A 16227-nucleotide genomic window follows, 5' to 3' on the forward strand; every position below is an offset into this window, starting at 1 on the left:
GATTTTATCGAGGCGCTTTTTTGTTTAGACATAGAGAAGTAAATAAAAAATTACTTTTCTATCAAATGTATTCTTGATTGATTTACAATAATTTCCATTAGGATTTCAAAATAGGTTTTACCAAAACCTTGTTCTAATTCTGTTATCTTTTCTTGAATGAAATCGGTATTGTAAATAGTGGGCTCTTTTAGTTTATTTTTATAAAATTCTAGCGTAGTTTCTATACCTAAATCAGATTTGTTTTTACTGATGTTTTTCCAAATCAAATCAATATCTTCATCAGAGCTTAGAGACCCAAAACCACCATATAGTAAATCGTTAAAAGCATCGAGGCTTTCCGAAATTTCCCAATCTTCGGAACTCATAAACAACCGATTTATTTCTTTGTAAAAAGATTTAATATCATGAATGTTATCTCCTTGTATCGTAAATTGCTTTGACATTTTTATTCTTAAACCCTTTCTTGTAAACTTTTTATTTCATCACGCAACTTTGCAGCTTCCATGAAATCTAGCTCTTTGGCTGCCTTTTCCATGGATTTACGTTTTTCGCGAATTATTTTTTCAATTTTCTCTTTCGGTAAGTAATCCAATTCAGGTTCTGCAGCTTGTTTAGCAGCTTCCTTTTCTAATTGATAAGTAGAAACAGAATTTTTACCCAAAGCACTATCGAGGCTTTTATTCAGAGCGGTAGGCGTAAGATTGTGTTTGGTGTTATAATTTATTTGCTTTTCACGTCTGTAATTGGTCTCATCAATCGTTTTTTGCATGCTAGCTGTGATTTTATCACCATACATTATAGCACGACCGTTAAGATTACGAGCAGCACGTCCAACGGTTTGCGTTAAAGCACGATTACTTCTTAAAAAACCTTCTTTATCAGCATCTAAAATAGCTACTAAAGATACTTCAGGTAAATCGAGTCCTTCTCTTAAAAGGTTGACACCAATTAGAACATCAAAGATTCCTTTTCTTAAATCCTGCATAATTTCTACTCGTTCCAATGTATCGACATCACTATGTATGTATCGACAACGAACTTGAATACGACTTAAGTATTTAGTGAGTTCTTCTGCCATTCTTTTGGTAAGTGTTGTAACCAAAACACGTTCGTCTTTTTCTACTCGGAGATGAATCTCTTCAATTAAATCATCAATTTGATTTTCACTTGGGCGTACTTCAATAATAGGGTCTAAAAGCCCAGTTGGTCTTATAACTTGTTCTACATAAACGCCATTACTCAGTTGTAATTCATAATCCGCAGGGGTTGCACTTACATATAAAACCTGATTTTGAAGGGCTTCAAATTCTTCAAATTTTAATGGTCTGTTATCCATTGCAGCAGGCAGCCTAAATCCATACTCTACTAAATTCTCTTTTCTACTTCTGTCTCCTCCATACATAGCATGTACTTGTGGAATGGTAACATGACTTTCATCTATAACCATTAAATAATCATCTGGGAAATAATCTAGTAAACAGAAAGGTCTAGTTCCTGGTTGCCTTCCATCAAGATAACGAGAGTAATTTTCAATACCACTACAATATCCTAATTCGCGAATCATTTCTAAATCAAAATTAGTACGCTCTTCCAAACGTTTTGCCTCTAAAGGTTTTCCAACTTCTCTAAAATAATCTACTTGCTTTACCATGTCATCTTGAATTTGATGAATGGCATTTTGTAACACATCGGGGGAGGTTACAAACATATTGGCAGGATAGATATTTAAACGATCATATTTTTCTAATACTTTATTTGTGTTAGGATCAAAAGCTTCAATTTCTTCAATTTCATCCCCAAAAAAGTGAATTCTAAATGCATCATCAGCATAGCTAGGAAAAACATCAACAACATCTCCTTTTACTCGAAAACTACCATGTGTAAATTCTGCAGTAGTACGAGCGTATAAGCTCTGTACCAATCTATGTAAAAGCTTAGTCCGAGAAATCACTTGGTCTTTTTCAATAGAAATTACATTCTTCTGAAACTCCACAGGATTACCAATACCATACAAACAGGAAACAGAAGCAACCACCAGCACATCTCTTCGACCAGAAAGTAATGAAGAAGTAGCGCTTAATCGGAGCTTCTCGATTTCATCATTAATAGAAAGGTCTTTTTCAATATAGGTTCCAGTAACAGGAATGTACGCTTCAGGCTGATAATAATCGTAATAAGAAACAAAGTATTCTACTGCATTATCAGGGAAAAATTGTTTGAATTCCGAATATAATTGAGCAGCTAAAGTTTTATTATGAGCTAAAACTAAAGTTGGCTTCTGAACCGTTTCAATAACATTGGCAACGGTAAAAGTTTTACCCGAACCTGTAACTCCCAGAAGTGTTTGGTACTTCTCGTTAGTGTCTATTCCAGATACCAATTCTTTAATAGCATTGGGTTGATCACCTGTAGGTTTATAGTCTGATTTTATGTTGAATCGCATCTTACAAATTTAACAAACATTACTATAGAAAGTTGTTTATGTTATGTGAAAGTTTTTTTAATATACATTCTCCCTTTTTACTATTGTTATTTCGTAAATTAGAGGAATTAGAACAGTAAATCACAAGGGGTTATGACTATTATAGATGTAAAACGAAAATTGGACAGTAGTAAGAGTCCAGTTGCGCAATCGCTTCATCAAAATACACATTTTAAAGTGTTGGTTTTGGGGTTTAAGAAGGATATGGTTTTAAAAGAACATAAAGCGCATAGAATTTCAAAGTTAACAGTTTTAGAAGGAGCTGTAAAGTATGTCGAGGAGGGAAGAACGATTATACTAAATCAATATGAGGAGTTTGATATTCCAGTTGAAGTTACACATTCTGTAGTTGCAATAGAGGATAGTTTGTGCTTACTTTCTCAAGAATAATACAGTTTACAAAACACATTTTTTAGTTGGAATAGCTTTTAACTATTCGTCTTTTTGTATATATTATCCCAATGGACTTATTTAATTTAGCACCCCAAAGTGAACGCAATCTTTTACCTAATGATGGGGAAGTTTTTTATTACGGGACTTTGTTTAGTAGGAAAGAAGCAAATGCTTATTATGAGCAGCTGTTAGAGGAGATCCAATGGAGAAATGATGAGGCTATTATTTTTGGTAAACTTATTGTTACAAAGCGAAAAGTGGCATGGTATGGAGATAAACCCTTTGATTATACCTATTCAAAAACTACAAAATCTGCCCTTCCTTGGACGGAAACATTATTAGAACTCAAGGAAAAAGTTGAGGCAACCACTGGAGAAACATTTAACTCTTGTTTATTAAACCTATATCATGATGGGAGTGAGGGTATGGCTTGGCATAGCGATGGAGAGACAGCTCTTAAAAAAAATGGATCTATTGGATCATTAAGCTTTGGTGCTGAGCGTAAGTTTTCTTTTAAACATAAAAGCAGCAAGGAGAAAATCGATGTTTTCTTAGAAAATGGGAGTTTGTTAGAAATGAAAGGAACTACACAAACATATTGGCTACATCGGCTTCCTCCTACAAAACTAAAAATGAAACCAAGAGTGAATCTAACCTTTAGAACGATAGATGAAAAAGAATGATGTATGTTTTTCGTTCAAAATATAGGGTGTTTTTTATAAGTTGGTTTAAAGAATGTAATAGAAGTGAGAATTTTCAATTTTCGTTTATAACTTTCATTTGGAATACTTTTTACTTCACTAACAAAATGTATATTTGCGGCCACCTAAAACGATTGCGTAATGGAGTGTATTAGTGTTTTCGATATGTTAAAGATTGGAGTGGGACCATCTAGTTCCCACACCTTAGGACCGTGGAGAGCTGGAGAGCGATGGATTTCAGAATTGAAGGAAGACGGTTTATTTGATAAAGTGGTAGCCGTAAAAGTTCATGTGTATGGGTCTCTTTCATTAACAGGGAAAGGGCATGCTACAGATCTTGCAATTTTATTAGGTCTTACTGGAGCAGATCCAGAGTATATTCCTATCGAAGATATTGATGGTATTGTTAATACGATAAAGACTGAAAATCGTTTGGATTTAAATGGTGAAAAGAAACTTGATTTTAATTTCAAAGAGGGAATTATTTTTCACAGAGATTTTCTTCCTTTTCACGCAAACGGACTTACTTTCGAAGCAGAACTAATTACAGGAGAGTCGGTACAAGAAACGTATTATTCTATTGGTGGAGGATTTGTTGTAAAAGAAGAGTTGATTCACGCAAAGGAGAATTTAGAAACTTTAAAGTCATTCCCTTTTCCAACACAAAAGGGAACAGAGCTTTTAGCATATTGTCTTCAAGAAAACTCAAGTATTTCTGAAATTGTTTTGGCAAACGAACGTTCTTTACGCTCTGATGAAGAGATAGATCGTGAGTTGCACCGTATTTGGAATACCATGCTTGAATGTATGTATACAGGCTGTCATACTGAAGGAAATCTTCCTGGCGGTCTTAATGTTCGTAGAAGAGCTTATGATACGCATAAAAAATTAATAGGAGATATAAAGTATAATACCCCTCAAGAATGGTTGGAATCTATTCGTCATACGGAGGTTAAATTCCGCCAAATTCTAAAATGGGTAAGTTGTTTTGCAATTGCTGTAAATGAAGTAAATGCAGCTTTAGGGAGAGTTGTAACAGCACCAACAAATGGTAGTGCAGGAGTAATTCCTTCAGTTTTAATGTATTATATGGTGATCGAAAATCATGAAGCTGGATTTGATGAAATAAAAAAGTTCTTATTAGTTGCAGGAGAAATAGGAAGTATCTTTAAAAAGGGAGCTACAATTTCAGCAGCAATGGGTGGATGTCAGGCAGAAATTGGGGTTTCATCAGCAATGGCTGCAGGAGCGCTAACGGAACTTCTTGGAGGAAGTCCAGATCAAGTTTTAGTGGCAGCAGAAATAGCAATGGAGCATCACTTAGGACTAACATGCGACCCTATTGCAGGGCTTGTTCAAGTGCCTTGCATTGAGCGTAATTCTATGGGGGCCATAAAGGCTATTAATGCGGCAGAATTAGCTTTAGAAACTGATCCGAAGAACGTAAAAGTGCCTTTGGATAAAGTGGTAAATACTATGTGGGAAACTGCAAAAGATATGAATTCTAAATATAAAGAGACTTCAGAAGGTGGCTTGGCTGTAGGAGTGAATTTAAGTGATTGTTAATTAAAAGACCTTATCGTTTTAAGGAGAAGTGGCCTTTAAAATCACGACCATCTTCTAATTTTACTCGAAACCAATAATCAGAGGCGGGTAGTGGAGTTCCATTAAATGTGCCGTCCCAACCTTTACTCAATGGGTTCAGTTGTTTAACAAGCTTTCCATATCTATCATAAATAAATACAAGTGATTTCGATTGGGTAGATGAATTGATGCCATAAATTTTCCAATAGTCATTTTGCATATCATTATTTGGGGTGAAAAACTTATCGTAACCAATCACAGAAATGGTTTTAGAAACAATTCCGCAGCCATTTTTATCTTGGACATAAATAGTAGAAAACCCCTTAGGAACATCTTCAAAAATATTACTTACTTGGAAGGGGCCAGAGGGATTGTCTATTGCATATAAATAATCGCCCTCGCCTTCAACAAAAACAGTGACTTTATTGTTGCCATGAATATCATTTATTTCAGGTTCTGGTCTAAAAGTTGCTATGTTAGAAGCGTTGATTGTAAAAACTTCAGAATTTGAACATTCATTTTTTATGCCTCCAGAAGTGTTATAGTATATGCTTGTTAAAACAAGTTTGTAATTACCTGTTGAAGTGATTACTATATTTTGATTATTCCCAATAGTAGTTTCAGTTCCATTGTTGTTAATTTTTATCCATTCATATTTATCAAAACCCGATTCTGCGGATATTCTAGCTGTTGGATTGTTAAGGCATAACTTAGGAAGAGGATCGGGGAGATTTACTAGAGGTTTTTTACTTACAATTAGATCAAACTTTTTTACCTCTTGACATTTATTGTTGTCTTCAATTCTAACAAAAATTGCTTTATCAGTCGACGTAATTAAATCGTTATTGATTTTGTTGAGTTCTAAAGAGGCATCATTTCGTGTACTATAAAAAGCAATGTCTAAATTCTTAAAGTAGGTTTCTTTAACATCTTTTAAATTAAAGGTTCCCTCAGGATTAATGTTGTTTTCATCATTTTCGCAAGTATAAAAAGGACCTATTTCATTAAGACTAGCTAGTGTAGGTGTAACTTCTAGTTTTATTTCTCCAAAGTCATTACAGCCATTTTTGTTTACTATTTTCGTATAGATAATTGTTTTATCAGTTCTAAAATCATTAGGATTTATAATGTAATTATCTGAATTCCTATCGGCAATAGATTTGTAATAGTAAACTAGAATATCTGAGTTGCCGTTGGTTATTTCATTTTCAGCTTGTGTTAGATTAAAGTTTGTAATTCCATCGGTTGAATTATTATCTAGATCACATTGCACTAAAGTGGTGTTAGTAGCTGTAGGATTTTTATATGCTGAAATTTTAAAACTTGTAACGTCAAAGCAACCATTAACATTGGTTACCCTGCTATAAATTGTTTTTTCTTCTTCTGAAAGGGTCTGATTAGAAGCAATCGGATTAATGTTATCGTAAGCGTCACTTTCCGAAGAATAGAATGTTATAGTGTTATTGATGTTTGAGTTAATAGATGATGAATAATTGTTGAGGTTAAATACATTTGTTCCGCTATTATTACAAATAGTATCATCTTTAATTTTTGCTGCGGTTGGAGTTGGAGGGAAAGGTGATTTTCCAGTTGTAGCGCTTCCTGTCCATTCAATATTAAAACTACTATCACCATAATGGCGTTCAATCATAATATAATAAAACTCTCCTGCGGTAACATCGAGCCATTTAACAAAGCTGTTTCCGTCATTACCAGGACCTTCGGAAGTTTCTATAGAACTACCATTCATCCCAGTCATATTTGTTGTGAGTCCTGCTTGGAGCGGATTTGTAGTTGAACATCGAATTGCTTGGCCTAAGCTCCCACATGCTTTATTTGCGCCAAATACAAAAAAATCATAGTCAACAGATAGGTCAGGGTTCTGAGGCTTAAGATTAAAGCCAAGTGTTCCTGTACTAGAAATATTAATTTTTATCCAAATGCTATTTGTCTCTCTTCCGCTGCAAATATCATTTGGTTTAAAGTCAGTAGAGCCATTTCCTATAGCATTAGAAGAAATGGAGCCATCTCCGCAAACAGTTATTGCATTAACGCAATCATTTGGGAGCGGAGATAGTGTTTGTACTGAACTAAATTCTACAAAAGAAAGTAGTAAAAGTATAGGTAGGTAATATTTTAGGGCTGGCATTTAGTATTTGTTTACAAGTCTCTCTTTTTTAGAAGTTTAAATGATAGGTAAATAAAGATGAATGTCCATAATAAAACAATTAATACCGTGTACCAATGCACAGCATAATCTTTACTTAGAGGTTCTCCCATTTGGTTGGCTACAGATTGTACAGCCCCAAGTCTGCTAAAAGGCTCTGGGATAAGGTTACTCATTGCATTTAATGGTAAAAATTGTGTTATCAAACTCGTAGTTTCTCCATCAGTTTGCCAACGAACAAGTCCAAATAGAAGACCTTCTATAACTTGCCATAAAATTAGGAAACCTAATGCAAATGCAGATCTTTTTACTAAAATCCCTAAGAATAAACAGAAGGAGAAAAAACCAAGAAGTTTTACAAAGAAAGCAAATAGGTATTCTAAGTCAGAAAAAATAATACTTAGCTCATTATAATCAGAGTAACAAAGCCCCAATATTAGAGATATTATAAAAATAAATATCGTAGAGACGATTGAAAAAACAACTACAGTAAGGAACTTAGAGAGAATGAATTCTTTTTTACTAAGTCCGTCAATAAGATTCTGTTTTATTGTTTTGTTACTGTATTCGTTCGACATCATCGATACAATAACAATCGCTAGAAATAGCTTAAAGAAGGCGGCAATATAAGTGTTGAAATGCCAGATATATGGGAAATTAAAAATCCCTTGATCTGCTAATTGGAAATTAACCTCACCGATATCAAATTTTACAGTAGCAAAAAGGGCAATAAAGGTTAGTAAAACAAAATATGCAATAATTAAAAACTTGCTTGCGCGGTTATTCCAGAGTTTTATAAATTCTATTTGAAGTAGTCTTTTCATCAGTGAGATTAATTTTTTGTTAGGGTTAGGAATTGCTCTTCTAAACTTTCTTTTCTTTTTACCAAATGGGAAAGTACAATTCCATTTTCGAACATGAATTTATTAAATGTAGTAGCATCCATAGGCTCTTTTAGAAATGCTGTAATAAGTCCATTTTCAGTTTTTATAGAACCAAAAGCAGGGTTATTATTTAATAAATCGATGAGAGCTTTTTCGTTTTCAGCCTTCAATTCAAAGAATCCGTGGCTAGCAATCATTTCATCTACACGGCCTGCATATAATTTTATTCCTTTTCTAAGAATGATTACATGTGAACATACTTTTTCTACTTCGTCTAATAAATGGGAGGCCAAAAGGATTGTAGTTCCCATGGCAGCTATTTTTTTTATAATCTCCCTTATCTGATGAATTCCTTGTGGATCTAATCCGTTTGTAGGCTCATCTAGAATTAATATTTCAGGATCGTTTAATAATGCAGAAGCAATTGCAAGGCGTTGCTTCATCCCTAAAGAATATGTCTTGAAATTACTGTCTTTACGATCTAAAAGTCCAACGAGTTCTAGTTTTTCCTCGATCTTATCTTCAGGAACTTCCTTTATCTTACATACCAATTTGAGGTTTTGGATAGCCGTCATGTAAGGATAAAAATTAGGACGCTCAATAATAGCGCCTACTTTTTTTAGTGCTTGGTGTGTAGATACATTTCCTTCAAACCAAGAGAATTCTCCCGCAGTTTTATTAACTACATTAAGCACAATACCTAGAGTGGTAGACTTCCCACTTCCATTAGGACCTAGAATACCGTATACGTTTCCCTTTTCAATAGTAAAAGAAAGATCGTTCACAGCAGTCAAAAGATCAAATTTCTTGGTAAGATTATTTACAGTAAGAATAGTTTCCAAATTTTTCTTTTTTCGAGTTGATTCTATTAACTTGACGAATTCTGAATAGAATTGTTACAATAATATAGATTAAATTTGATTAAATTAGAAGAAAAAGGATATGAGTGAAAAATTAATGTCGAAGAAAAAACCTTCTTATCCGGTGAGCGAGCGTTTACTAACCTATTTGGAGCGTTATAGCAGAACCACTAAGATTCCTATTTCTTATGATGATTTATTACGCTTTTCAGGTTCCGTAGTAGTTTATGACGAAGATGATAATGATACGTTATGGATTCGTGTTTACTATTCTGAATTTGAAAGACCGGAGATAGATTACCATTTGAAGCAGGTGTATACATTGATTTTTTCTGATGGTAATGAAGATACTTTTCAATATTTAAATATCGATGCTATTGATTTCTGTACCTTCGGAAATTCGCAACCTTTTCGTATAAAAGTACGTAATGTTTTAAATGATAATTATACGTATATATATGTGAAAAAGGCAGATGCCTCTCGTGTTTATGGCTTAGAGTTAGAGCATATATTATCCCCAAATAGAATGAATTTTGCAGTATATGACGATACTCTTATTGAGGAGCATATTTCTGGAATTCCTGGAGATGAATTTATTAAAAACTCATTACCTCAATGTACAGATATTCAAAAAAGTCAAATAGCAAAAGAGTTTGTTAAGTTTAATGAGCGCTGTATGATACGCTTGTTGGGAGATATGCGTTCTTATAATTATGTGATTATTCCTGTTCATGATTTTGACAATGTGATTTTTAAAATCCGGGCTATTGATTTTGACCAACAGTGTTATGAAGGGAATTTTAAAGTGTATAAACCACAGTTTTTTAAAGAAAACTTTAAAATGGTAGAAATGGTGCAAGAGCGTTTAAAGCCAGCATCTATTGAGCAATATAAAAAAGAAGAGCGTTCGTTATTAGCAAAGCGAATTTTAACTACAAAAAAGCGATTAAAGGCATTGTTGCGTTGCATGATAAATGACCATATTACTACTCCTGAAAATTTGGAAGAGTTAAAAAATGAACTTTATAACTATACGTTGGATATGAAGTTTAAGAGATGTCGTTCAATGGGGCAAGTTGTAAGGGTTGCTTTAGAATTTGTACGAAGAAACTATGAAGATGTAAGTATGAAGCGATTGCTTCATGATTCTTAAATAAAAAGAGCTGCTTTCCTTTCGGAAGCAGCTCTCAAAGATTAATGAAGGGAAATTTTATTTATGAATGGTAATAACGCTCGTTGATTATTTTTCCATTTTTCCATTGTGTTCTATTAACTTGTTCAAATTTATGATGTTCACCATCTTTTGTTTTGAACTCCATTATAGCTTCGTAATAAGAAATATCCCCTTGTACTGCAATGTTTTTAATTTCATAACGGATAAACTCAGAAACTGTTTCTAATAATTCTTTTTCAGCAATAATACATACTTCTTTACCTATTTTAGGATCGTTATTTGCTTCTTGAAGCACAACATCGTCATCTAAGTATTTATCCATTGCCGTTAGGAATTCTCCTTTTCCAAGTAAAGATTCTAGTTCATTTAAAGCATTCTTAATTTCAGTTTCGTGATTGTTGCTTGTAGTACTCATAATTTTATATTTTTTTGGTTACTTATTAATTAGTTGAATTTTCCTGCTTCTACAACAGGGAAGTCTATTTCTGTATCTGCAATATGGTTTACATAATTTGTAAGTGTATTTGCAACTACATTTAAAACTACTTCAAGAACGTCTTCGTCTGTATATCCTGCGTCTTTAAAGGTTTTTAAGTCGGCATCAGAAACAACTCCTTTATTTTCAGTAACTTTTTTTGTAAACTGAAGTAACGCTTCAATCTTAGCATCTTCAGAAGTTCCTTTTCTGTTTTTATTTATTTCTTCAGCAGTTAAACCATGTCCAGATCCGATTTTTGAATGTGCTGATAAACAGTAATCACAATTATTGGTTTCTGCAATAGTAAGCGCTAATTGTTCTCTTACTTTGTGCTTAAAATTTCCTTTTTCGGTTAAACTACCTAGTGTTAAGTAAGTTTCTAATGTTGCAGGAGAGTTTCCTAATACCTTTAATAGATTAGGAACAAATCCTAATTTTTTCTGCACAGCATCAAATAATTCTTTTGATTTTCCTGTTGTAGTTTCTGGGTTTAATGTTTTGATTCTAGTACTCATAATATTTTGTTTTAATGATTTATATATATTCTATTTTATTGTTTTTTGTTTGATACAAAGATGAAGGATATAGTGAGGCTGATAAATGGACAAAAGTTCCTTACGCTTGTACTTTTGTAATTGTTGAGGTTTGTGTATTAATTGCCAATCCAGATAGCGCTAATAGTAATGCAATGTGTATCATTATATTCATCCAGTTTCCAGAAGGGATATGAACTATTATTAAGGCCATTAACATTATAAATGCTAGGAAAGTGTAGGAGTAAAATATTTTTTTATTGATAACCAGTAATATACCAGCAATTAATTCTAAAAAAGCCAATACTCCAGATAGCATAATAGCTCCGCTTTCTCCTAAAAATGATAATCCGTTATTCATTAATAAAGCGGCCATATTTTCTAGACCTACTCCTCCCATAAAACCTTCGATGAATTTTTCGATCCCTCCCCATATAAATAATAAACCGAATCCTAATTGAATTAAATAATTTCCTGTTTTCATAACTTGATAATTTTAGTTGTTATAATTTGATGGTACAAAGATGTGATCTTTACAGTGTTGAAAAAATGGACAAAGGTTCCTAGCACATGCACATGTGGTGTTTATGAGATTGAAGTGGAAAAAACAGAGTTTGAGTAGTATTTTTCTTTTAGCTGAATTATTAACAGCTTTAATTGGCATCTTTATTTCTGTATTGAAGAGGAGAAACAGTTAATGCCTTTTTGAAAAAGCGAGTAAAATACGCAGGATCATTAAAGCCTAGCATAAAAGCAATCTCCTTAACGGAGTTGTTTGTATAGCTTAGTTGCCTTTTGGCTTCGAGGATAATTCTATTTTTAATAATGTCACTTGGAGTATCAAATCCTAACCTTTGAAAATGTTTGGTTAAAGATTTTGGAGAAATACCCAATCTATTAGCATATGAGGTAACGGTGTGTTCTTCTTTATAAAATTGCTCTACTAATAGGCTAAATTCTTTAAAAAGTACAGTTTCTTCATCTGTTTTTAAAGGAGTAATTTCTTTTTTTATTCTAACGGAATTAACAATAAACTGTTTTAAATACGCTTGTAAGAGATCGTATTGTCCTGTATTTTCACTTTTTAGTTCATCTAATAAGCTGTCGATTATAAACTGAAGCTTTTTATTCTCTTCTTCTGACGGACTTACAAAAGGTGTTTCGTATAGATTATTAAATAAAACACCATTACAAGAGACTTCTTTGTCGTGCGTTTGGATACAATAAAAATCTCTTTTAAAAGAGAGCTTATAAGCTGTTTTTATTTTTTCATTATCAACACTGAATATTTGACCAGGAGAAAGAAAGAAAATCACACTTTTATCTATAGCGTACGTTTTGAAATCTATATTGTAGTCGGCCTTACCTTCTTTGATCCAATAGATGGTATATGTATTTAGTTGACCAGATTCATTTATGAGGCAAGCTTTGTCGAAGTCAACAATGCTTATATTGAAAATATCATTAAAACCATATGTTATAATATCTTGTACAGCCACTTTCCGTTTTTTGGTAGTCAATTAATCTGATGACTATCAAAAGTAAAGAAAATTTTAATCGATTATAGTTTAATCGAATAATAATGTAGAATATAAGTAGTGATAAGGTTGGAGATTTTTTCGGCTTATGTTTGAGGTTGTTACGTTCTCAAAATATAGTGAATAAAAAAAAGCCTGGCGGAGCCACCACCAGGCTTCGTAACCCTAGGGTTACACTTAGAACGAGTAAACGGCTAATTTTAAATTTCTTTAGTCTTTAAAGACTTTTATTCTTTGGCTATTTATTTTATTAATCGTTTAGGGATTATTTTATTATAACCTAAGAATATTTTTGGTTGATTAGAAAGAATAAACTGCCGCTACTAAGAATGATGCTAGACTTCCAGTGGCTTCATCGTCATTATTTAAAAAGATGTCTTCAGAAGCACTATCAATTCTTAATTCTGGTTTTATAGTTAAATCACTTATTTTATAATTTCCTGTCAGTGTAAATTCAAAAACATCAGCATCGCTATCTGGAGCTAATCCGAAAACACCTACACCGCCATCAAATTCTTTAAAGTATTCCCCACGTAGTCCAATAGAGAATTTTTCAGAAGTGTCATATTGCGGATATAGTGCGAAACCGTAGAATCCAGAGTCATCAGTAGTATTATAAGTTGTATTTATTCCTAAGTAAAAAGCATCAGATAAATCAAATCCACCTGTATAATCTACTTGGAAAGTCTTTCCTGGTAATCCTGTCTGCGCTCCATAGATAAAGTTTAAATATTGACCTTTATATCCTAATTGAGCACCAGCTGTATAGCTTCCGTCTAAATTAATTTCTGTAAAGTCTGTACTGTTCATAACAGCTAACATTAAAGAGAAATCATCAGATAATGTAAAGTCTGCTTTAATTCCTGTATGTGAGAATGGTCCGTACGAGAACATATAAGAAGTTGAATAGTTGAAGTTACCTACAGGAGAGATTACTTCATACCCTAAAAATGTATTAAAGTTACCCATAGTAAGTCTTACTTTCTCGCTTACATTCCAGTATACGTATAATTGATTAACAATATTTGCAGATCCTGTAGATAAGAATACAGCGTCTTCCCCACGAGGTCCAAATACTAAATCGGCTACAAATCCTACCTTTTCACCTTCGTATGATGCTATTAGATTTGCCATTCCAAGGGCGAAACCGCTTCTATTGGCAAATGAAGTAGGAGGAGTGTTGAACATTCCGTCTTCATCAGCTTCATTAGTACCAGTAAAATTAGTTTTCCAATACACATCTGCAGAACCGCTAAAAGAGAACTTTTTGTCTTCTTGGGCAAATGTGCTAAAGCTAGCGAAAGATACTGCTAGGATAAATATATTTTTTACGATATTTGTTTTTGTAATCGCTTTCATAATTCTATAGTTAATAGTTGTTTGGTTTATGTGTTTAATGAATCAAATAATAATTGTTAGCTATGTGAAAGTGGGTGCAGAACGGAGCGTACCGCCAAATACCGCTCCGTTCATTTCCCTTAATTAAAAACTAACTAACTAACGATCTATAGTGAAATCTGGATATGCAGCACCATCGTGCTCATGCATATCTAATCCTTCTATTTCTTCTTCTTTTGTAACTCTTAATCCTAATGTTTTCTTCAGAATGAATAATACAATAAATGAGGTGATTAATGCCCATGCACCAATTCCTACAACTCCAATAGCTTGAACTCCAAGTTGACCGAATCCTCCTCCGTAAAGAAGTCCTCCATCAGTAGCGAAAACACCTACTAGTAAAGTTCCAAGAGCTCCACATACACCGTGTACAGAAATTGCTCCAACTGGATCATCTATTTTTAGAGTTTTATCAATAAATTCTATAGAGAAAACAACTGTTAAGCCAGAAAGGACACCAATAATAGCAGCGCCTCCAGGACTTACTGCAGCACATCCTGCCGTGATTCCAACAAGACCAGCCAAAGCACCGTTAAGAGTCATAGATACCTCTGGTTTTCCGTAGCGAATCCATGTTAGCGCTAGTGCAGTAACTGCACCTGCTGCTGCTGCAAGGTTTGTAGTGATGATAATTCCTGCTGCGTTGAATGAGCTTTCTCCGCTAATTGCTAACTCAGATCCAGCATTAAATCCAAACCATCCTAGCCAAAGGATAAATACTCCAAGTGCTCCAAACATCATATTGTGTCCTGGGATAGCATTTGATTTTCCTTCTGTATATTTTCCTATTCTTGGTCCTACTAGAATTGCTCCCACCAAAGCAGCCCATCCTCCAACGGAGTGTACAACTGTTGATCCAGCAAAATCTATAAAACCTAGTTTTGTTAACCATCCGTCTCCTTGCCAAACCCAATGGCCAGAGATAGGATAGATTAGTGTTGTCATTATTAAAGAAAAGATTACATATGTAGTAAACTTAGTTCTTTCTGCAACAGCTCCAGAAACTATGGTAGCTGCCGTTGCACAGAATACTGTTTGAAAGAATAAGTTGTGCATATCTTCTCTTACATTGTAGAATAATGAAGGAGTACCGATAAAGCTACCGATAGACTCTCCATACATTAATGTGTAACCAATAAACCAAAAAGCTAATGAACCTACAGCGAGATCCACAAAGTTTTTCATTACTATATTGATTACGTTTTTAGATCTTGTGAAACCAGATTCTACAAGTGTAAAACCTGATTGCATAAAAAACACGAGGATTCCCGCGATCATTATCCACATTATATCTAGAACTGCGTTCACTTCTATAACGTTTGTTTCCATAAAGAGTTTTTTTAATTAGTTTAGTTGGTTTATTTTAATGATTCTTTGCCTTTTTCTCTCGTTCTAATGCGATAGGCTTCTTCTACAGGAGATACTATAACTTTACCGTCACCAACATTTCCTGAATATGCTGATTTAAGGATTGCTTCAATCGTTCGTTCAGCAAATTCATCTGAAACAATGATTGATAAATACCGTCTTTGGATGTCGGCTGTACTGTAACTTACCCCACGATATACATGGCCTTTTTTCTCGTTACCTACTCCCGTAACATCCCAGTAACTAAAAAAGTTTACTTCTACTTGATGTAACGCATCTCTAACGTCATCAAATTTTGATTTACGAATAATGGCTTCAATTTTCTTCATATTTAAATGATTTGTTTGCTTAAAACTATGTTAAAAAATTGTTATGGGAAAAAAAATAGGGGGTATTCGTTTAATTTTTATTGAATTATTAATAACACCCCTATTAAAATTAGGGGTAAATATAATATTGATGTTATTTTTAAATTTTTAAACGCTTAATTTTTAGGGGCAATTAAAAAATGATGAAGTTTTAGTGTAGTTAATTCGGATTTTTTGAAATGAATTATAATTGCCACAAAGACTGAAGGTAATTCTTACTAAATAATAGTTTATGACTTTCTTCTTATACAATAGTTGTAGATGATTTTACTGCATTCAGAAGAAGAGGGGAGTTGAGA

At 33.5% G+C, this 16227-nt stretch carries 16 protein-coding genes; 4 read left to right on the plus strand and 12 right to left on the minus strand.

From position 1 onward, the window contains the following. Positions 1 to 50: 50 nt before the first annotated feature. Positions 51 to 443: a ribonuclease inhibitor gene (locus JM658_RS09585; RefSeq protein WP_236959037.1), complete on the minus strand. Its 393-nt coding sequence runs from the start codon at positions 441 to 443 to the stop codon at positions 51 to 53. A gap of 8 nt (positions 444 to 451) precedes the next feature. Beyond that, entirely contained in the window at positions 452 to 2443 is a 1992-nt protein-coding gene (gene uvrB / locus JM658_RS09590) for an excinuclease ABC subunit UvrB (protein ID WP_236959038.1), read from the minus strand. 132 nt (positions 2444 to 2575) lie between these two features. On the opposite strand from uvrB, the gene JM658_RS09595 reads away from it, so the two are divergent. The 3 genes from JM658_RS09595 to JM658_RS09605 all read left to right on the plus strand — a co-directional run bounded on the left by JM658_RS09595 (position 2576) and on the right by JM658_RS09605 (position 5142). Continuing rightward, positions 2576 to 2872 (plus strand): cupin domain-containing protein, encoded by a 297-nt coding sequence (locus JM658_RS09595; RefSeq protein ID WP_236959039.1) that lies wholly within the window; start codon positions 2576 to 2578, stop codon positions 2870 to 2872. 71 nt (positions 2873 to 2943) lie between these two features. Then, entirely contained in the window at positions 2944 to 3558 is a 615-nt protein-coding gene (locus JM658_RS09600) for an alpha-ketoglutarate-dependent dioxygenase AlkB family protein (RefSeq protein ID WP_236959040.1), read from the plus strand. Between the two features lie 159 nt (positions 3559 to 3717). Further along, positions 3718 to 5142, plus strand: coding sequence for an L-serine ammonia-lyase (locus JM658_RS09605; protein ID WP_236959041.1), 1425 nt, complete (start codon positions 3718 to 3720; stop codon positions 5140 to 5142). Positions 5143 to 5152: 10 nt separating this feature from the next. Here the strand turns inward: JM658_RS09605 and JM658_RS09610 are convergent, their stop codons facing one another. The 3 genes from JM658_RS09610 to JM658_RS09620 are packed head-to-tail and all read right to left on the minus strand — an operon-like array spanning position 5153 to position 9053. Beyond that, the gene (locus JM658_RS09610) at positions 5153 to 7309 is read right to left on the minus strand and encodes a T9SS type B sorting domain-containing protein (RefSeq protein WP_236959042.1); all 2157 of its coding nucleotides are present in this window, start codon (positions 7307 to 7309) and stop codon (positions 5153 to 5155) included. Positions 7310 to 7320: 11 nt separating this feature from the next. Then, the gene (locus JM658_RS09615) at positions 7321 to 8151 is read right to left on the minus strand and encodes an ABC transporter permease (RefSeq protein WP_236959043.1); all 831 of its coding nucleotides are present in this window, start codon (positions 8149 to 8151) and stop codon (positions 7321 to 7323) included. Between the two features lie 8 nt (positions 8152 to 8159). Beyond that, positions 8160 to 9053, minus strand: a complete 894-nt coding sequence (locus JM658_RS09620; protein ID WP_236959044.1) for an ABC transporter ATP-binding protein — start codon at positions 9051 to 9053, stop codon at positions 8160 to 8162. Positions 9054 to 9153: 100 nt separating this feature from the next. Here JM658_RS09620 and JM658_RS09625 point away from each other — a divergent pair, with 100 nt between their 5' ends. Beyond that, positions 9154 to 10224 (plus strand): hypothetical protein, encoded by a 1071-nt coding sequence (locus tag JM658_RS09625; protein ID WP_236959045.1) that lies wholly within the window; start codon positions 9154 to 9156, stop codon positions 10222 to 10224. 61 nt (positions 10225 to 10285) lie between these two features. On the opposite strand, the gene JM658_RS09630 is transcribed toward JM658_RS09625, so the two are convergent. From JM658_RS09630 to JM658_RS09660, 7 genes are all read right to left on the minus strand, one after another. After that, entirely contained in the window at positions 10286 to 10660 is a 375-nt protein-coding gene (locus tag JM658_RS09630) for a hypothetical protein (RefSeq protein ID WP_236959046.1), read from the minus strand. A gap of 29 nt (positions 10661 to 10689) precedes the next feature. Continuing rightward, the gene (locus tag JM658_RS09635; RefSeq protein ID WP_236959047.1) at positions 10690 to 11238 is read right to left on the minus strand and encodes a carboxymuconolactone decarboxylase family protein; all 549 of its coding nucleotides are present in this window, start codon (positions 11236 to 11238) and stop codon (positions 10690 to 10692) included. A gap of 100 nt (positions 11239 to 11338) precedes the next feature. Next, a complete protein-coding gene (locus JM658_RS09640) occupies positions 11339 to 11740 on the minus strand; it encodes a doxX family protein (RefSeq protein ID WP_236959048.1) in 402 nt (133 codons plus the stop codon). A 169-nt stretch (positions 11741 to 11909) separates the two neighbouring features. After that, entirely contained in the window at positions 11910 to 12755 is an 846-nt protein-coding gene (locus tag JM658_RS17215; RefSeq protein WP_236959049.1) for a helix-turn-helix domain-containing protein, read from the minus strand. A gap of 339 nt (positions 12756 to 13094) precedes the next feature. Beyond that, positions 13095 to 14153: a porin gene (locus JM658_RS09650; RefSeq protein WP_236959050.1), complete on the minus strand. Its 1059-nt coding sequence runs from the start codon at positions 14151 to 14153 to the stop codon at positions 13095 to 13097. A gap of 138 nt (positions 14154 to 14291) precedes the next feature. After that, positions 14292 to 15521: an ammonium transporter gene (locus tag JM658_RS09655; protein ID WP_236959051.1), complete on the minus strand. Its 1230-nt coding sequence runs from the start codon at positions 15519 to 15521 to the stop codon at positions 14292 to 14294. Positions 15522 to 15550: 29 nt separating this feature from the next. Beyond that, positions 15551 to 15889 carry a P-II family nitrogen regulator gene (locus tag JM658_RS09660; RefSeq protein ID WP_236959052.1) on the minus strand — a complete coding sequence of 113 codons (339 nt, stop codon included), beginning with the start codon at positions 15887 to 15889 and terminating at the stop codon, positions 15551 to 15553. Positions 15890 to 16227: the final 338 nt, after the last annotated feature.

Origin of the sequence: Joostella atrarenae, from assembly GCF_021764745.1 — a bacterium.
In the GTDB taxonomy this organism is placed as follows: Bacteria; Bacteroidota; Bacteroidia; order Flavobacteriales; family Flavobacteriaceae; genus Galbibacter; species Galbibacter atrarenae.